The following is a 17,578-nucleotide window of genomic DNA, read 5'->3' as shown; positions in this document are numbered from 1 at the left end:
ATCTCCTAGAATGAATCAACGTCCGATTCATAGCCTTATTCAACCTTACTCGATTCGCGCACTCATATGACCATCGCTACGCCATGGAACGCGGGAACGGCAACATCGGACGTAGCAGATGCGTCGTCACCGAGTGTCGTCCGCGAGACAGAGAGCCCGCTTCCTCCTAAGTCCGCGGCAGCGGAGTTGTCGCCTCGTCTTGCGACGGGTCTCGTCGGGATGCTTCTCGCGTCTTTGTTGGCAATACTTAACGAGCAGGTCACCGCAGTGGCGATGACCGACATTCGCGGTGCGCTTTCAATCGGACACGATGACGGAAGCTGGCTGACCGCCCTCTTCGAGGCCGCGAATGTCGCCACGATGGTCTTCGCGCCGTGGTTCGCGATAACGCTCACGCTCAAGCGGTTCACGCTTGGCGCCGTAATAGCCGCGATGCTTATCGGTGTTCTTTGCCCGTTTGCACCGAACCTCCCGGCGCTTTATGCGCTGCGTGTGCTGCAGGGAATAGCCGGCGGCTGCCTGCCTCCCATGTTGATCATCGCGGCGCTGCGCTACCTTCCGCCGAAGATCAAGTTATACGGCCTTGCCGGCTACGCGCTGACCGCAACCTTTGGACCATCGCTGGCAACGCCGCTCGCGGCTCTGTGGACCGAGTACGTCGACTGGCGAATGGCATTCTGGCAAATCGTACCGCTCGGCCTGATTAGCTGCGTGGCGATCCAGCAAGGACTGCCCGACGAATCCTCGAAATTGGAACGTTTCAAGTCGTTCAACTGGACCGGCTTCGTCACCGGCTTTCCCGCTATCGCCATGCTCGTGATTGGTTTATTGCAAGGCGACCGCCTCGACTGGCTGAATTCCGGCTTCATCCGCGTCATGCTCGGTGAAGGAACGCTGTTGCTGGCCGCGTTTCTCATCAACGAGTGGTTTCATCCCTCGCCGTTCTTCGGTCTTCAACTGCTACGCCGCAGAAACTTCACGCACGGTCTGATTACACTCGCGGGCGCGGTGATCCTGCTGACCGGCGTAGCCGTCATTCCCGCGCAATACCTTGCGAAAGTACACGGATACAGGCCGCTGCAAACCGCACCGCTCGCGCTGCTGGTCGCGATTCCGCTATTGATTGCGCTGCCTCTGACTGCCGCGCTGCTGAACATGCAGCGCGTGGATCGCAGATGGGTCATCGCGATCGGACTTTCACTCATGGCTACCACATGCTTCCTGGGAAGCTATATGACTTCCGAGTGGATTCGCGACAACTTCTATTGGCTGCAGTCATTGCAGATTGCCGCGCAACCGATGGTGATCCTCTCGATCCTGATGGGCGTAACCGGAGGCTTGCCGCCGACAGAAGGCCCGCTTGCTTCCGCGATGTTCAACACGCTAAAAGTTTTCGCCGGCGTGGCGGCCACCGGTCTCATCGAAGGGCTCGGTACTGCGCGCCAGCACTTTCACTCGAGCATGCTCGTGGACCGGCTTGGCAATAACGCGTTGATCACGACTCAAAGCGTCGATGCAAATCACGGTTTCGGCGCACTCGCGCAGCGCATTCACGAGCAGGCAATCGTGCTGACATCCGCTGATCTGTATCGCGTGATGGCGTGCATTGCCGTCGCCCTGCTTTTTCTTGTTCCGGTGTTACCCACGCGCATTTATCCGCCCTGGAGCACCACGCCGCCATCTTCACGCTAAACGACAATAGATATGTCAGTTCTCACCCGCCCTTCCAACAAAACGCTTCGCCTCATAGCGTATGTGTCAGTAGCTTGCGCCATTGGTGTCGCCTGCATATGGCTGCTCGCGACGCCCAATAGCGAGTCGACCAACGACGCCTATGTCACGGCCGATTTCACGCTGCTCGCAGCGCGTATCCCCGGCCAGCTTTCCGAAGTACCTGTCGCGGACAATCAGCAGGTGAAGACGGGGCAACTGATCGCACGCATCGACGACCGCGATTTCCGCGCCGCACTGATGAGCGCCGAAGCGGACGTCGCTGCAGCGAAAGCATCGGTCGTTAACTACGACGCCGAAATCGCGCGTCACCCCGCGCTCGTCGCGCAGGCGCGAGCCACGCTTCGCTCCGACGAAGCGGAGATCCAGTTTGCGCGAGCAAACGCCGCGCGTTACAGCAATCTTTCGGAAGCCGGCGCCGGAACGACGCAAGAGCAGCAGCGTTCTTCCAGCGCATTAGCCGAGCAACTGGCGCAGCAATCGCGCAATCAGGCAGTGCTTGTCGCGACCGAGCAGAACCTCGACGTTTTGCGTGCACAGCGCGACAAGGCGGCCGGCGCGTTAGCGCATAGCGAAGCCACGCTCCAGCAGGCAAAGCTCAACCTGTCGTATACGGAGATTCGCGCACCGGTCGACGGCAAGATCGGCAGACGTTCCGCACGTGTGGGCGCATTTGTTACGCCGGGCGCCCCGCTTGTCGCCATCGTTCCGCTATCGGACGCATACGTCGTGGCGAATTTCCAGGAAAACCAGCTCGCGAGAATGCGGCCCGGCGCACGCGTGCGTATTAAGGTGGACAGCTTTCCAGGCGTCGTGATCCGAGGCCACGTCGACAGTCTTGCGCCTGCTACCGGCGTGAGCTTCGCGCCCATTGCGCCGGAGAACGCCACCGGCAACTTCACGAAGGTCGTTCAGCGTGTGCCTGTCAAAATCAGCATCGACCCGGGGCAACAGGCTGCGTCTGCATTGAGCGTGGGCCTCTCTGTCGAAACGGAAGTCGATGTCGGCAAGCCCGCCGAAGTGTCGATCAGCGGAGCGGACCCAAAATGAACGCGAACCTGTGTTCAATCCGCACACCGGTCCTCGCGACGCTGCTTGGCATGTTGCTCAGTGCGTGCATGGTCGGCCCCAATTTCGAGCGCCCGCAGACCGCTGTGCCCGATGTATTCAGTCGCACGCAATCCGCACAGGCGCCAAGCCGCGCGATCGAAGCCGGCTTTGATTCGGACTGGTGGAAGCTGCTCAACGATTCCACGCTGGACTCGCTGGAGCAACGCCTCACCGATGCGAATCTCGACGTCGCCGCCGCGTCGGCCCGCTTGCGCCAAAGCCGTGCGCAGCAACGTATTGTCGGCGCGGACGAGTACCCGACCGTGAGCGGCGCCGCATCGTATAACCGCGAGCGAGGCAGCATGAACGGCATTCTGTCTTTGCTCGGCGTGACGCCGACAGGAAGCCAAAGCCAGTCGGCCTCGGGCGCGTCGCCTACTGGCGTGGCCCCATTGCCAGGCGACAAAGGCTCGCCCGCTTACGACCTCTATCAGTTCGGCTTCGATGCATCGTGGGAACTCGATTTCTGGGGACGCGTACGACGCGGTGTCGAGGCCGCGACGGCGGTGAGTAACGCATCATATGAGGACCGGAACTTCGTGCTCCTGTCCGCGCGGGCCGAATTGGCTCGCGACTATGTGCAGTTGCGCGACACTCAGGCTCTGCTTGAAATAGCCCAGCAGAACCTTGAAATAGCACGCGATGCCACGAAGCTCACGGAAACACGCGTGCGTGAAGGCGTCACGACGAATCTGGACGTCGCGAACGCGGCCGCCCAGGCGGCGTCGATTGAAAGCCTCATTCCGACTCTTGAAGCCAACTGCGAGACGACCATCAACTCAATTGGCTTATTGCTCGGAATGCAGCCTGGCGAACTACAGCAAACCTTGAGCGCGCGAGGCGCTGTTCCGAAGCTCCCGAACAATGTGCCTATCGGCTTCGCATCGGAAGTCGTGCAACGGCGGCCCGACATCAGAAGAGCCGAGGCGCAGTTGCACGCCGCCACCGCTGCGATTGGAATGGCGAAAGCGGATTTCTATCCACGCATATCGCTGAACGGCAGCGCGGGATTTCAGAGCCTTCAGCTTTCGAATCTCGCGGACTGGGCATCGGGACAGTTTGTTATCGGACCGTCGATCACGCTTCCCATCTTCGAAGGCGGCCGCCTGAAAGGAACACTTCATTTGCGCGAGGCGCAACAGCAGGAAGCCGCAATCGTCTACAAGCGCACGGTGCTGGCCGCGTGGCGCGAAGTCGACGATGCACTGGTCCTGTATGACGCAGAACAGCGGCGCAATGAGCGCCTGCAACAGGTCGTACGTCTGAATCAGAGTGCGCTTTCGATTGCGCGGCAACGATATAAAGCGGGCGCCGTCGATTTTCTCGATGTACTCAATGTGCAGAAGCAGTTGCTCGACGCGCAAAGCAATCTGGAGCGCAGCACGGCGAACGCGGCGACGAATCTCATCACGTTATGCAAGGCACTCGGCGGCGGTTGGGAGTCGACGTACGCGCAGCAGGATGCCAGGCAGTAACTTCCTGCCTGCCAATGCTCTCCTTCTAACAATCGACACGCAATAGCGAATTGCGGCACTGATGTGGCACTAACGGGGAACCAATGGGGCACTTGAAATCAGCAGTTCAATCTGCGCGATTCTATTGGTCATCGTGATCGACTAATCAGAATCGTTCTTTTAATCGAGGTGGAAAATGAAAGTCTCTCTTGCTTCAGTACTCGTCGCAACGGCGCTCTTTGCCGGATCGGGCGTTGCATTTTCGCAGCCGGCCGGCAATACCAGTCAGGGGGCAAACTCAACGCTGTCTCAACCGCCGATGGCGCAGTCGTCCGGGTCCATGAGCGGCAACGACTCCCGCGGACCGCAGTACAGCGGATCGACCGCAAGCGGACGCGCGAGGAATGGCGGCGCTTGTGTCGTGGGCTTGTCTTGCGACATCTATCAGGGCAGTTAGCAGGGCCGGGCTGGGACGCGTGCCGCCGATGAACGACAGGCAGTTCCTCGGCTCAGCAACGGGTCGAAGTCTGTATGAGGGCCGCCCGGCTGACATAGCGGGCCCCGGCAAGCTTCTGCACTGGCGCCCCCCTCATCGAGACAAAGAAAATAGCGTTACCTTCATTCCGCCACAGGAATCCAGGCAGCACTCGCCGCATCGCTAGACCTGAACGCCGGAAACCTGGCCCCCAGCTCCGTGACAGTCTTGATGTCGTTCTTCACGAGATCGTCACGCGTAATAAGCGTAGGCTTGACCACGATATGATGCGCAAGACCCTCACCCGCCACTGCCAAAGCCGCGGCCCGCACAGAAACAGCGCCAACCACCGCGGGATTAGTCGCAGCGGTCGCTACCCACGCACTATTAGGCGCGCGAATCGCCTCTATGTCCGCAGTCGAGATATCGGCACTGTAAATGCGAACCTTTGATCCTAGTTTCGCTTCATCCGCCGCCAGCTTCGCGCCGCGTGCAAATTCATCATAAGGCGCAAAGACCACACGAATGTCAGGATGCGCACGGTAAGCCGCCGCGGCCTGGTTCGCGACCGATTGCGCAATCGGATTGTTCACCGTCCCAAAGCGCGCCTTCTCCTGCACCTGTGGATGCGCACTCTTGAACTCGCGCCACACGGCATCGCGCCGGTCCAGCGGCGCAAAGCCCGCCACATAGACATAGCCGGCGGAGAACGCGTCGCCGTTATCCTTGACCGCCTGATTCAACAGCAGCGTCGCAAGGTCATGATCGCTCTGCTCGATCTGCGGCACCTTCGGGTTGTTCAGGTCGACGTCAAATGCAACCACCTTGATGCCTTTATCCAACGCTCGCTGCACCACGTCCTTAAGCGATTCCGGCAAGCCATGATTCACGATGATCGCCGAGACGCCAAGGCTGATCGCCTGCTGAATCTGCTCGCGTTGTTCGGCGGCATCCTGCCGCCCCTCGTAGATGCGCAGATCGATCCCAAGCGCCTTGGCCTGCTTCTGCGCGCCGGCCTCATAGGCCTGGAAGAAATCGCCCTCCGAAAGATAGTTGACCAACGCAATCTTCACGCCGCCCTTGTCGAACGGTGCAGGTGCGCCCTTGAGCGGCGCGGCGTGCGTCGGCTGACCAACGCCCAGCATCGCCGCCGCGGAGAACAACGTCAATGCAACAGCCATGCGTCGCGCGCGCAACGTGTGACTAAAAATCGATTTCATCGGAGGTCTCCTGCAAACCGGTTAACGTAGTGATGGGTGAATGCAAACTATTCGGCGTGCGCCGTATGTCGAGCCCGGTAGCGCGCGCCAGGATGCGGTTGCGCAAGACGCGCCCCCTTGCCATGCAATTTTTCGCGCAGCGAACCGTTCGAATACTCGGTCTTGTACACGCCGCGGCGCTGCAATTCCGGCACGACGAGATCGACGAAATCGCTAAACGTTTCGTGCGTCAGTGCATAGGCGAGATTGAAACCGTCGACGTCGGTCTCTTCGACCCACGACTGCAACTCGTCGGCAATCTCCTGCGGATCACCCACCGACAACGGTCCAAGTCCGCCAATGCCACCCCACTTCGCAATCTCGCGTACGGTCCATACGCGCGTGGGATCGGCGCTCGATAGAGCCTCCACCGCGGATTGCACCGCGTTGCTCTCGACGTGACGCAGCGGCTCGTCCAGTTCGTACTTCGACAGGTCGATGCCTGTCCAGCCCGACATCAACGCGAGCGCCCCCTCGTCGCTTGCATAGCGCCGATAATCCGCATGTTTTGCATGGGCCTCGGCGGAGGTCTTTCCGGTAATCACCGTATGCAGATTGAAAATCAGCACGTCATGCGGATCGCGGCCAAATGACTTCACGCGAGCGCGAATATCCGCGACGAACTGCTTGAGAATGGTGCGCGACGGCGCCGCGATGAAAATGCACTCGGCATGCTGCGCGGCGAAGTCCTTCCCTCGCTTCGATGCGCCCGCCTGGTACAGCACCGGCGTACGCTGCACAGAAGGCTCACAAAGGTGGATGCCCGGCACGTCGAAGTACTTACCGTGATGCTCGATGGGATGCACCTTCGACGGCTCGGTAAAGACCTGTCGTTCGCCATCGCGCACAACGGCGTCGTCTTCCCATGACGACTCCCATAACTTGTAGCAAACGTCCAGATATTCTTCGGCGAGCGCATAGCGTTCGTCGTGATCCGCCTGGCTCGGCAAACCGACATTGCGCGCCGCGCTATCCAGATACGACGTCACGATGTTCCAGCCCACGCGCCCGTTGGTCAGATGATCGAGCGTCGACATGCGCCGCGCAAACGGATACGGGTGCTCGTACGAAAGCGAGCACGTCACGCCAAAGCCGAGATGCTGGGTGACATTCGCCATCGCCGAAACGAGCAGGATCGGATCGTTGACGGGCACCTGCGCCGCCTGACGGATCGCCGCTTCGCCGTTGCCCTTGAAGACATCGTAAATGCCGAGCACATCCGCGATGAACAGGCCATCGAACTTGCCGCGCTCGAGCAGCTTCGCAAGATCGGTCCAGTAATCGAGGTGCTTGTATCGCCACGATGTGTCACGCGGATGCGCCCACAAGCCCGGCGACTGATGCCCAACGCAATTCATGTCGAACGCGTTTAGACGGATCTGTCTGGCCATAATCGGATCCAGTTAGGTTGATGCGGAAAGGAAGCGGCGAGCGCGCTAAATCGCGCCGTGACGCGGCGGCAGCACGTCGTTCAGAAAGTAGTTGCCGACGGCGATGTATTTCCAGCGCACCGGATCATGCAGCGTATGCGTGCGGGCATTGCGCCAGTGGCGGTCGAGGTTGTGCTCGCTCAACGTGGACTGCGTGCCCGCCAGTTCGATTAGACGCGTCGAGGCCTGCAACGCTATTTCCGTTGTGGCCGCACGCGCCTGCGCCACAGCAATCGATGCGGCAGCAACGGTCTGCTCATTCGACTCCTGAGCCGCGAGGTCCACCTTGCGTCCTGCGCGCTCAACCAGCGCGTCCGCGGCATTGAGTTGCAACGCGAGCTTGCCGAACAATTCGATCGTCAGCGGATCGTCGCTTGCGCGTTCCACGCCGCTGTCGATCCACGGACGCGACCGCTCGCGAACGAAGCGCCGTGCATCGGCGAACGCGGCGCGCGCAATGCCAAGATCCACTGCGGCGTGAATCAATTGACCGACCGGGCCCACCGTCGTGGGCTTCGCATTGAACGCCGCGCTATACGGCACGACGGCGGCGGCTTCCACATAAACGTTATCGAGCGTGGTCGTGCCGCTACCCGTGGTCCGCTGGCCAAAGCCCGACCAGTCATCCACCACGGACAAGCCCGGCGTCTGCGCGCTCGCAAACGCCACATGCAGCGTATTGTCGGAAGCCTTCGCGACAATGGGAATCCACTGCGCAAACAGCGCACCCGTCGAATAGAACTTCGTCCCGTTGATGCGAAAGCCGTTGCCATCCGGTGTCAACGTGGTGCGGTAATCGGCGACGGTTCGGGTGCCGCGCTCAGACAGCGCATTGCCGAATCGTTCGCCCGCAAGCGCCCGTTCGAAGTAAAACGCCTGCTGTTCGCGCGTGCCGTTAACCCGCAACACGTCCAGCATATAGAAGTGATTTTGCGGAATCTGGCCTATTGCAGGATCGGCTTCGGAGATGATTGCGGTTACCTCGGCCAGCGTCGCAAACGACACCTGGGGTCCACCAAACTCGCGCGGCACAGCAATGCCCCAAAGACCGCTCGACGAGTACGCTTCGATTTCCGCATGCGGCAAGCGGCGCTCACGGTCACGCTGCGACGCTTCGCGGGCGAAGTCCCGCGCTAACTGGCGCGCGACGTACAGCGCTTCTTCGTCGTTGGCAATCCGCCTTGCTTCACTACGCGCCGCCGGTTCTGTCAAGGCATTCATAGCATCAGTTCCACGCATGCCGGGCCGGTTTGACGCCGTTCAGATAGTAGTTGCCGACAAGGTGATATTTCCAGCGCACCGGATCGTGCAAGGTATGCGTGCGCGCATTGCGCCAGTGGCGGTCCAGATTGTGTTCGCTCAAGGTGGACTGCGTGCCTGCGAGCTCGAACAGCTTTTCGCTCGCCAGTAGTGCGATTTCCGTGGTCAGGACTTTGGCCTCGCCGACTGCGACGGAAGCTAGCGCCACATCGTCCTCGGTGGTTTCGCCCTTGGCGGCGATCGCGTCGAGTGTCCGTGCGGCGCGTTCCAGCAGCGCCTCGGCGGCGTGCAACTGAATATGCAGGTGGCCGATTTCGCGCACCGTCAGCGGATCGTCGCCGGCGCGCTCGACATTGCTATCGATCCACGGCCGCGAGCGCGTGCGCACGAACGTCAGCGTGTCGTTCACCGCGGCCTGTGCGATGCCCGCGTCGATCGCCGCCTGAATGATCTGCGAAACGGGTCCGTTCAAGGTGGGGAAATCGGACACGCGATGCGCAGGGAACACATGCGACGCAGGCACGCGCACGCCCTCGAGCACGACCGTACCGCTCGCCGTGGTGCGTTGCCCAAAGCCCGACCAGTCGTCGATCACATTCAGACCCGGCGTGCCCTTCGGTATATACGCGAGCCAGCCTTTACGCTCGTCATCGAGGCCCAGCACCGGCACGAAGTGCGCAAACAACGCCCCCGTCGAGTAGAACTTGGTGCCGTCGACCACGTAGTCGTCACCGTCACGCCGCACGCGCGTCTTCAGATCCAGTACGTGTTTCGTGCCCTTTTCCGAAAAGCCGTTACCGAAGCGCTTGCCGCTCACTATCTGCGCAAAGAAATAGCGCTTCTGTTCTTCCGTCCCTGTCAGCGAAATGACATCCACCAGACCGAAGTGGTTTTGCGGCAACTGTCCGAGCGACGGATCTGCTGCTGCAACGATCTTGATCACTTCCGTCAGCGTCACGAAGGACACGCCCGCGCCGCCATACGCCTTCGGCACGGTGATCGCCCACAGGCCCGATTGCGAAAACCATTCAATTTCTTCGTGCGGCAAGCGGCGTTCGCGATCGCGTTGAGCGGCGTCCCTGGCAAGACGCACAGCCAGTTCATGTGCGACGGCAATCGCCTCGGCGTCATCCGCAATGACACGCGCGGCATGTTGATGCACACCGCTTACCTGCGACGCGTTCGCTTCGTTCGCTTCATGTACCTCGGCCATACGAATCTCCGCTTGAGTGACTGATTACACAATCTATCAGCGGGTACGACGCGCGCAAACTGAACGTTTATGAAATGAATATTCCTTCGGATGGCAAACGAATTTTTCCGCCTCCGCAGATAAGCACTTCGCAGCCGACCTGATAAAGATAGTCCGATTCGATAGTTTCATGCGCGATGCGTTGTTGATTAGAGTCATCGCAGGATGGACCTTCTTGCCTCTTCAAACCGGACACCATGAAACGCCCTCTGCCCACTCTGCACACTCTGTTCTCGCTGCTCGCCGCAACCGCTTTCACACTCGGCGGAGGCCTCTTCTCTCTAGCGCACGCGCAAGGCGAAACGCCCGCAGCGGCGTCCACGGGCGATAACGCCGCGCCGGTGCCCTCGCTCAAGGGCAAACGCATCGGCATTACTGTGGCAGGCACGGATCATTACTGGGATCTGAAAGCCTACCAGGGCGCCGTGGATGAAGTAAAACGCCTCGGCGGCACACCGATCGCGCTCGACGCGGGCCGCAACGACAACCGCCAGATTGCGCAGATCCAGACGCTGATCGCGCAGAAGCCCGATGCGATCATCGAGCAATTGGGCACTGCAACAGTGCTGGAGCCGTGGTTGCAGAAAATACGCCAGGCCAACATCCCGCTGTTCACAATCGACACAGCGTCTCCGTCGAGTATCAACGACACGACTTCGGATAACTTCTTCATCGGCGAACAGCTTGCGCTGAAGCTCGTCAACGACATTCACGGCGAGGGCAACATCCTCGTATTCAATGGTTTTTACGGCGTGCCGGTTTGCGCAATCCGCTACGACCAGTTGAAAGCCGTGCTGAAGTACTACCCGAAAGTACACATCATTCAGCCCGAGTTGCGCGATGTAATCCCGAACACGGTGCAAAGCGCGTATGCGCAAGTGAGCCAGTTGCTCGCGAAGTATCCGAAGGGGCAGATTGCCGCGATCTGGTCGGCATGGGACGTGCCGCAGGTCGGCGCCACCCAGGCCGTGGATGCCGCGCATCGAAATGAAATCAGAACCTACGCCGTGGATGGCAGCCCGGACGTCGTGGCGCTCGTCAAGGACCCGAAGTCGAGCGCAGGCGCCGTGGTCGCACAGCAACCGGCGTTGATCGGCAAGACGGCCGTGGACAACGTCGCGCGCTACCTCGCGGGCGACCGCACCTTGCCGCCCTACACTTACGTGCCGTCGATTCTCGTCACCAAGGACAACGCCGGCAACGTCCAGCAAACCCTGGGACAACTCGGCTCGAAATGAATCCAAAGGCGCATCTTTCCGCGCTCGAGCTGCGCGGCGTCGTCAAACATTTCGACGGCGTGCCCGCGCTGCGCGGCGCGTCGCTCAACGTGGCGCGCGGCAGCGTACACGGTCTGATCGGCCAGAACGGCGCGGGCAAATCGACGCTGATCAAGATTCTCGCCGGCATTCACGCAGCGGACTCGGGCACGATCAGCGTCGACGGCATCGAACAACCGCTCGATGCGTCCGCTCACCCGCATGGGTCCGGCATTGGCTTCATCCATCAGGAACGCATGCTGCCGCCCACCTTCACGGTCGCGGAAGCGCTCTGGCTGGGCGACGAACGCAGCTTCGGTCCACGCGCGGCGGGCCCGTTTCGTCTACTGGACGTGCGCCGCATGCAGCGCGATGCGCGTGACGCGTTGCAGAAACACTTCGGTGTCGACTTGCCGCCCAACCGGCTGATAGCCGATCTCAGCGTCGCTGAACAGCAAATCGTGCAGATCACGCGCGAACTGATTCGCGAGCCGCGCATCCTCGTCTTCGACGAACCGACCGCGGCGCTGGTGAGCCGCGAAGTGGACCGCTTGCTGCAGACCATCGATCGTCTCCGGCAACGCGGCCTGACCATCCTTTACGTGTCGCATTACCTCAACGAAATCGCCGCTGTCTGCGATCGCGTGACCGTGCTGCGCGACGGCGCGGACGTCGCTCATGTCGATGCACGCACCACCTCTACGGAGTCGCTCGTCACGGCAATGATCGGCGCGCAGCCGCAAACGCGTATGCCCCAGTCGGCGCGCACACCTGGCGAAACCGTGTTGAGCGTACGCAAATTGAGCGCGCAAAACCGCTTCGACGACGTCTCGTTCGATGTGCGGCGCGGCGAGATTATCGGCGTGACCGGTTTGCTCGGCTCCGGCGGCAAGCAGGTGATCCGCAGTCTGTTCGGGCTTGAACGCGGCGTCGAGGGCGTGATCGAAATCGACGGCAAGCCGGTGCGTTTGCGACGTCCGCAGGACGCCGTGCGCCGACGCATTGCCTTCGTTCCGGAAGACCGGCGCGCGCACGGCGTTGCGCCCGCGCTTTCCGTGCGCGAGAACACGACGCTTGCCAGTCTCGCGCGCTTCAGTCGCTTCGGGCTGCTGAAGCAACGCAGCGAGACCCTCGCCGTGCAAGGTCTGATCGAGGATCTGGCCGTGCGCACGCCGGGCACGGAAGCGCCGGTGCGGCATCTGTCCGGAGGTAACCAGCAGAAAGTCGCGCTCGCGAAGTGGCTGAGCCGCGCGTCGTCGGTGTATCTGCTCGATGAGCCTACAGTCGGCGTCGACATCGGCGCGAAGACGGAGATCTATCGTCTGCTGGACCGGCTTGCGCGGGACGGTGCCGCCGTACTGCTGTTCTCCAGCGATCTGATCGAACTGCTCGGCATGACCGACCGCGTGCTGGTGATGGCGCGTGGCCGGATCGTACGCGAACTCGTCTCACGCGAAGCCGATAGCCAGGACGTGCTCGCATGGGCAACCGGTGCACGCGGTGCGTCATCGCAACAGGAGGTTGCCGCATGAGCAAGGTTCTCGAAAACGCGCCACGTAGCGGCAAATTCGACATACCCGAGCGCTTCTTCGGCGCGCAATGGTGGCTGCGCAGCGGTGCGGCGCTCGCCTTTGCCGCTGTGTTCGTCGGCTTTGCCATCAGTTCGCCGCTCTTTTTCAGCCTCGCCAATCTGGCCAACGTCGTGCAGCAATCCGCCGTAGTTGGAATACTCGGCTTTGGGTTGACGATTGTACTGATAGGCGGCGGTGCCGATCCGATCAGAGGCGGCCTTGATCTGTCCGTCGCGGCCAATCTCGGGCTGAGTGCGGCGGTGTACGCGGTGACGCTGCGCGAGGGCTTTTCGCCTTTGAACGCTTTCGCGCTGACGCTGGCAGCGGGCGCCGCAGTCGGTGCGCTCAACGCGTTCGCCGTGATCGTACTGCGCATCTTCCCGTTGCTTGCCACACTGACGACGATGAATCTCTGCGCCGGATTCGAACTGGTGCTCACGCAGAATACGTCGGTGCCTGCAAGCGGAGCATTGCCTGGCTTCCTGCTTGACAATGGCGCGCTTGGCGTGCCCCATCTTGCGTATACGTTGCTGCTCGTTGCCGCGCTCTTCACCTTGCTGATTCACTACACACCGTTCGGATTGCGCTTGCGCGCGGTCGGCGCTCATCGCGACGCCGCGCAGGCAGCGGGCGTTCGAACTCATCGCTACATTGCGGCCAGTTACGTGTTGAGCGGCGTGGCGGCTGCGTTGGCGGCACTGGCTTCCACCGCGCTACTCAGCGGCAGTTCACCGGGCGCGGGAGAAAATCTGCTGGCGACCGTCGCGGCGGCATTGCTCGGCGTCGTGTTTTCGCGGCGTCTCGTGCCGACCATTCCGGGCACGCTGCTCGCCGTGCTTTTTATCGGCGTGATCAGCAACGGCTTTCAACTCGACAATGTATCGAGCTATTGGGTCAACGGAGTGGAAGGCGTGTTGATTCTGTTTGTGGTCGCCACCACTGCTCTGGTCCGCCGCCGTCATGCGGGGAGTCATGCCCATGATTGAAACCATCGGACGCTTTCAGCGCTTCGCGCTAGTCGGCGCATTGATCGCCGTGATCGTTTTCTTTGCGGTTTTTGCGCCCGGTTTTGCGCGGGCCGGCAATCTCGCCGACGTTCTTCTCAACAACTTCGCATTGCTCGCTATCGCCTCGCTTGGCATGACGCTCGCATTGTCCCTGGGTGCGATCGATCTGTCGCTCGGCACGTCCATCGACGTCGCCAGTCTCGCGTTCGTGCTGTTGAGCGCCCATCATGTGGGCGTGTTGCCGGCGGCATTGGGCGGTCTCGCCGCCGCATTCGTAATTGGCGCGTTCAACGGCGTGCTGATCGGCAGACTCGGCATCGCACCGTTTCTCGCGACGCTCGGCACGTTGTTCATCGGACAAACCGTGCAACAACTCGCGACCGATGGCGGACAGCCCGTGTATCTGTTGAATATGGCGTTGCCGCCGCTATTCAGTGCGCTCGCGCATGGCGCCGTAGCCGGGCTGCCGGTGCCGTTATGGATCGTGGCTGCATTGGCGCTTATCGTACACATCACGCTTTCGCGCTCCGCGTTCGGCAGGGCAATCACGGCGCTTGGCGCGCAACCTGGCGTTGCACGCTATTCGGGGCTGCCGGTGGCGACGATCACGGCAGTGACTTTTATCGCCAGCGCGTTGATTTATGGCGTCGTGGGACTGCTGCTTTCGTCCACCGTCAAAGCGTACGTTCCGCAGGCCGGCAACGGTTATCTGCTCAATGCGATCGGTGCGACGTTTATCGGCACCACGTTGTCGCCGACGCGCCGTCCTGGCGTCGTCGGCACCTTGCTTGGCGTGCTGCTGCTCAGTCTGGTCGCAAACGGACTCTTGCTGATCGGCTGGAATTTCTACTGGCAACAAGTGGCGACCGGCGCATTGATCTTCGCCGTGCTGGCCGTCAGCTTCGCTCAGCGCCGCGCCCGTTATGCGTGAGATTCCGCGCCACGTCCCACGCTAAACGTAAATGCCAACGCGCCGACCAGCAGCACACCCTTGATGAAATCCTGCATGTAGTACGGCGCGTTGAGCATCGTCAAGCCGTTCAACAACACACCGACGAACACCGCGCCGACGACCGTGCCGAACACGTTCGGCCGCTTGGCGCCCCACACCGCGTATCCGACCAGCGATGCCGCGACGGCATCGAGCAGCATCGAATGGCCCGCGCTGACATCGCCACGGCCGACGCGCGCTGCAATCAGCACGCCGCCCAGCGAAGCAATCGCGCCCGACACGACATACGCGGCAATCCGGTAGCGCGCAGTCGGTGCACCAGCCAGACGCGCCGCCGTCTCGTTGCCGCCGATTGCGTAAATGACGCGGCCCCAGCGCGTGCTTTCCATCAGCACGCAAGCCACCACCGTCAACACGGCAAGCACGATCACCGGCAACGGCACGACGTCGAATAGACGCAGACGTCCGAGCGCCAGGAACGCATCGGGGAATACGCCGGTCGTTTCCGTGCCGTCGGGCAGGATCGTACCCGTGGCGAGCGAACGGCCACCTGTGGGTATCAATTGCAAGCCGGCCAGCAGAAACAGCGTGCCGAGCGTGGCAAGCTGATCCGGCACGCGCAGGCGCGTAATCAGCAGGCCGTTGAAGAGACCCGCCAGCACGCCGAGGACGAGGCATGCGGCGACCGCCGCGAGCGTATTGCCGTGCCAGACGATCAACACATAGCTCGCCGCCATCTGCGCCGATGCGGCCACGCTGCCCACCGACAGATCGAAACCGCCCGCCGCAAGCGTCACGGTCACGCCGATTCCGAGCAGCGCCACAATCGACACCGACTGCAAAATGCTGAACAGGTTGTCGATATTCAGAAACGCCGGCTGGTTGAGCGCAAAGACGACGATCAGTAGCGCGAGCACAAGGAGCATGCCGGTTCGTTCGAGGTGGCCTCGCAGGCTGCGCAATGCGCCGCCTTTGCGTGCGACCGGGGTTCGTGCCGCATGAGCGTTTTGATCGACGGCCTCGGATGCAATCGAAGAGCTGGTTTTCATGAGTGAGTGTGGAGATTGAGGTCGGAATGGGCGGCAGGCTCGAGCGTGGCCCGATCGAAACGGACGACGCGATCGGCGATCTCGAGCGCCTCCTCGAGATCGCTGACGAAAACGAGCGTGGCGCGTTGGCCGGCGTGACGCCGCAACGTATCGACGATATCGGCTCGTGCGCCCGCATCGACGCCCTGAAACGGTTCGTCGAGCAGCAGCAAACGCGCGGGCTGCGCATGCCAGCGCGCGAGCACGACTTTCTGCTGATTGCCGCCTGATAGACGCGTGAGCCGGTCATCCGGACCCGTGCAGCGAATCCCGAAGTTGTCGATTGCGTCGGCCGCCGCGCGCTGTTCGCGGCCGCGATTGACCACGCCCCGCCTGAACCAGCGCGTGAGAAACGGAAAGCTGAGCGTGCCCGCGATCGACGCGAACGGTACGCTGTCCGGAAACAGCGACGTACGCCAACGGTCTTCGCCCGCGAGGAAGACACCGGCGCGGATTGCGTCGGCAGGTGAGCCCGGACGCCACGGCTTGCCGTCGAGCGTCATCGTGCCGGACGCTGTGCGGATCGCGCCAAAAATGGCCCGTGCAAAACGCGACTTGCCCCCGCCGACCGGCCCGGCGATCGCGACGATTTCGCCTTGCTGCACGTCGAGATCGAAAGGGACGCTGCCGGGCGTCAATTGCAGATCGCGCACGCTGAAGCAGGGCTTCTGAGCGGAAAGAGCAGCTTGAGTGGACACAGCCGCGTTGCGATCGCTGCGCAGTTTGCGGCCGATCATCGTTTCCACTGCGGCGTTGAAATCGATCGGCGCGCGCAAGTCGGAGACGATGCGGCCGTCGCGCACAATCGTCACGCGCTGCGCAATACGACGCAGGTCGCCGAGCCGATGCGATACCAGCAGAATCGCAACACCTTCATCGCGCAAGCGCTCGAGCAACGCAAAGAGACGCTCGGCCTCCGGCTCGGACAGACTGGCCGTGGGTTCATCGAGAATCAGCAGCGCCGGTCGCGTAGCCAAAGCACGCGCCAGCGTCACGAGCTGCTGCGCGGCGAGCGACAGCGACGCCAAGGGCGCAGCCAGATCGGCGTCCAGCCCTACCCGCGCGGCCAACGGCGCTGCGTCACGAATGCGCGCTGCCGGCGGCGCGCGCCACGGCGAGGCCGGATCGCACAGGCGGTCGAGCAACAGGTTGTCCGCTATGGAAAGCGTCGGCACCACCGCATCAGCAATGGACTGGTGGACGGTGGCAATGCCGAGCTGTTTCGCGTGATGCGGCGACGCGGGCTGGAACGGCTCGCCACGCAAGCTCAGATTGCCGCCGTCGGGGCGATAAACCCCACTCAAGATTTTGACCAGTGTGGATTTGCCCGCGCCGTTGGCGCCCATCAGCGCGACGACTTCACCGGCGCTGATCGAGAAGTCGACGGAATCGAGCGCCAGCGTGGGGCCGAAGCGTTTCGAAACGGCGGCGACGGTCAGAATGGGAACGGCCATCGAAGAGCGCGCAGCGTGACTGCGCTCGTAGCGAATGACCGACCATCGTAGCTAGCGGATATCAGCCGGCCAACGAAGCGTTGCTCATATCGATAGTGTGGCCGCTTTCTCTTCCCTGGCCCGATATCGGCCCGGAGACCGAACGGCAAGCAACGGGCGACTAGCCTCCACCCAAATGCCAAACGCGCATAACCTTCGATGAATCGCTTATTGGAGCAACGCGCGCTCTTCTTTCTATACTCGATTCCGGTCAGCACTCACCAACGACGAGTGCCAAAA

At 61.7% G+C, this 17,578-nt stretch carries 13 protein-coding genes; 7 read left to right on the top strand and 6 right to left on the bottom strand.

Features of this window, described 5'->3' with window-relative positions:
• Positions 1-219 precede the first annotated feature (219 nt).
• The 3 genes from C8K18_RS03375 to C8K18_RS03365 are packed head-to-tail and all read left to right on the top strand — an operon-like array spanning position 220 to position 4,316.
• On the top strand, positions 220-1,692 hold the full coding sequence (locus C8K18_RS03375; RefSeq protein ID WP_107706648.1) for an MFS transporter: 1,473 nt from the start codon (positions 220-222) through the stop codon (positions 1,690-1,692).
• 12 nt (positions 1,693-1,704) lie between these two features.
• Complete coding sequence (locus tag C8K18_RS03370; protein ID WP_053858306.1) at positions 1,705-2,781, top strand: HlyD family secretion protein; 1,077 nt, start codon at positions 1,705-1,707, stop codon at positions 2,779-2,781.
• Positions 2,778-4,316, top strand: coding sequence for an efflux transporter outer membrane subunit (locus C8K18_RS03365; RefSeq protein ID WP_107706647.1), 1,539 nt, complete (start codon positions 2,778-2,780; stop codon positions 4,314-4,316). The genes C8K18_RS03370 and C8K18_RS03365 overlap by 4 nt, the downstream gene beginning before the upstream one ends.
• 597 nt (positions 4,317-4,913) lie before the next feature.
• Here C8K18_RS03365 and C8K18_RS03360 read toward each other — a convergent pair.
• The 4 genes from C8K18_RS03360 to C8K18_RS03345 are packed head-to-tail and all read right to left on the bottom strand — an operon-like array spanning position 4,914 to position 9,932.
• Positions 4,914-5,990 carry a substrate-binding domain-containing protein gene (locus C8K18_RS03360; protein ID WP_029970784.1) on the bottom strand — a complete coding sequence of 359 codons (1,077 nt, stop codon included), beginning with the start codon at positions 5,988-5,990 and terminating at the stop codon, positions 4,914-4,916.
• Between the two features lie 47 nt (positions 5,991-6,037).
• A complete protein-coding gene (locus C8K18_RS03355) occupies positions 6,038-7,420 on the bottom strand; it encodes an LLM class flavin-dependent oxidoreductase (RefSeq protein ID WP_053858307.1) in 1,383 nt (460 codons plus the stop codon).
• A gap of 45 nt (positions 7,421-7,465) precedes the next feature.
• On the bottom strand, positions 7,466-8,680 hold the full coding sequence (locus tag C8K18_RS03350) for an SfnB family sulfur acquisition oxidoreductase (RefSeq protein WP_107706646.1): 1,215 nt from the start codon (positions 8,678-8,680) through the stop codon (positions 7,466-7,468).
• 4 nt (positions 8,681-8,684) lie between these two features.
• A complete protein-coding gene (locus C8K18_RS03345) occupies positions 8,685-9,932 on the bottom strand; it encodes an SfnB family sulfur acquisition oxidoreductase (protein WP_258196051.1) in 1,248 nt (415 codons plus the stop codon).
• A 236-nt stretch (positions 9,933-10,168) separates the two neighbouring features.
• Here C8K18_RS03345 and C8K18_RS03340 point away from each other — a divergent pair, with 236 nt between their 5' ends.
• Genes C8K18_RS03340 through C8K18_RS03325 form a run of 4 tightly spaced genes read left to right on the top strand, consistent with a single transcriptional unit; the run spans position 10,169 to position 14,736 of the window.
• Positions 10,169-11,209 carry a sugar ABC transporter substrate-binding protein gene (locus C8K18_RS03340; RefSeq protein ID WP_107706645.1) on the top strand — a complete coding sequence of 347 codons (1,041 nt, stop codon included), beginning with the start codon at positions 10,169-10,171 and terminating at the stop codon, positions 11,207-11,209.
• Complete coding sequence (locus tag C8K18_RS03335) at positions 11,206-12,759, top strand: sugar ABC transporter ATP-binding protein (RefSeq protein ID WP_107706644.1); 1,554 nt, start codon at positions 11,206-11,208, stop codon at positions 12,757-12,759. Before C8K18_RS03340 ends, C8K18_RS03335 begins: the two co-directional genes overlap by 4 nt.
• On the top strand, positions 12,756-13,784 hold the full coding sequence (locus tag C8K18_RS03330; RefSeq protein ID WP_107706643.1) for an ABC transporter permease: 1,029 nt from the start codon (positions 12,756-12,758) through the stop codon (positions 13,782-13,784). The genes C8K18_RS03335 and C8K18_RS03330 overlap by 4 nt, the downstream gene beginning before the upstream one ends.
• Positions 13,777-14,736, top strand: coding sequence for an ABC transporter permease (locus C8K18_RS03325; protein ID WP_107706814.1), 960 nt, complete (start codon positions 13,777-13,779; stop codon positions 14,734-14,736). The genes C8K18_RS03330 and C8K18_RS03325 overlap by 8 nt, the downstream gene beginning before the upstream one ends.
• Here the strand turns inward: C8K18_RS03325 and C8K18_RS03320 are convergent.
• Positions 14,727-15,806 carry an ABC transporter permease gene (locus C8K18_RS03320; RefSeq protein ID WP_107706642.1) on the bottom strand — a complete coding sequence of 360 codons (1,080 nt, stop codon included), beginning with the start codon at positions 15,804-15,806 and terminating at the stop codon, positions 14,727-14,729. The two genes, C8K18_RS03325 and C8K18_RS03320, sit on opposite strands and share 10 nt — an antisense overlap.
• Entirely contained in the window at positions 15,803-17,299 is a 1,497-nt protein-coding gene (locus C8K18_RS03315; RefSeq protein WP_107706641.1) for a sugar ABC transporter ATP-binding protein, read from the bottom strand. Before C8K18_RS03315 ends, C8K18_RS03320 begins: the two co-directional genes overlap by 4 nt.
• Positions 17,300-17,578: the final 279 nt, after the last annotated feature.

The organism is Paraburkholderia sp. GV068 (genome assembly GCF_003058125.1).
GTDB lineage: Bacteria > Pseudomonadota > Gammaproteobacteria > Burkholderiales > Burkholderiaceae > Paraburkholderia > Paraburkholderia graminis.
This window is presented reverse-complemented; position numbering and strand designations above follow the sequence as displayed.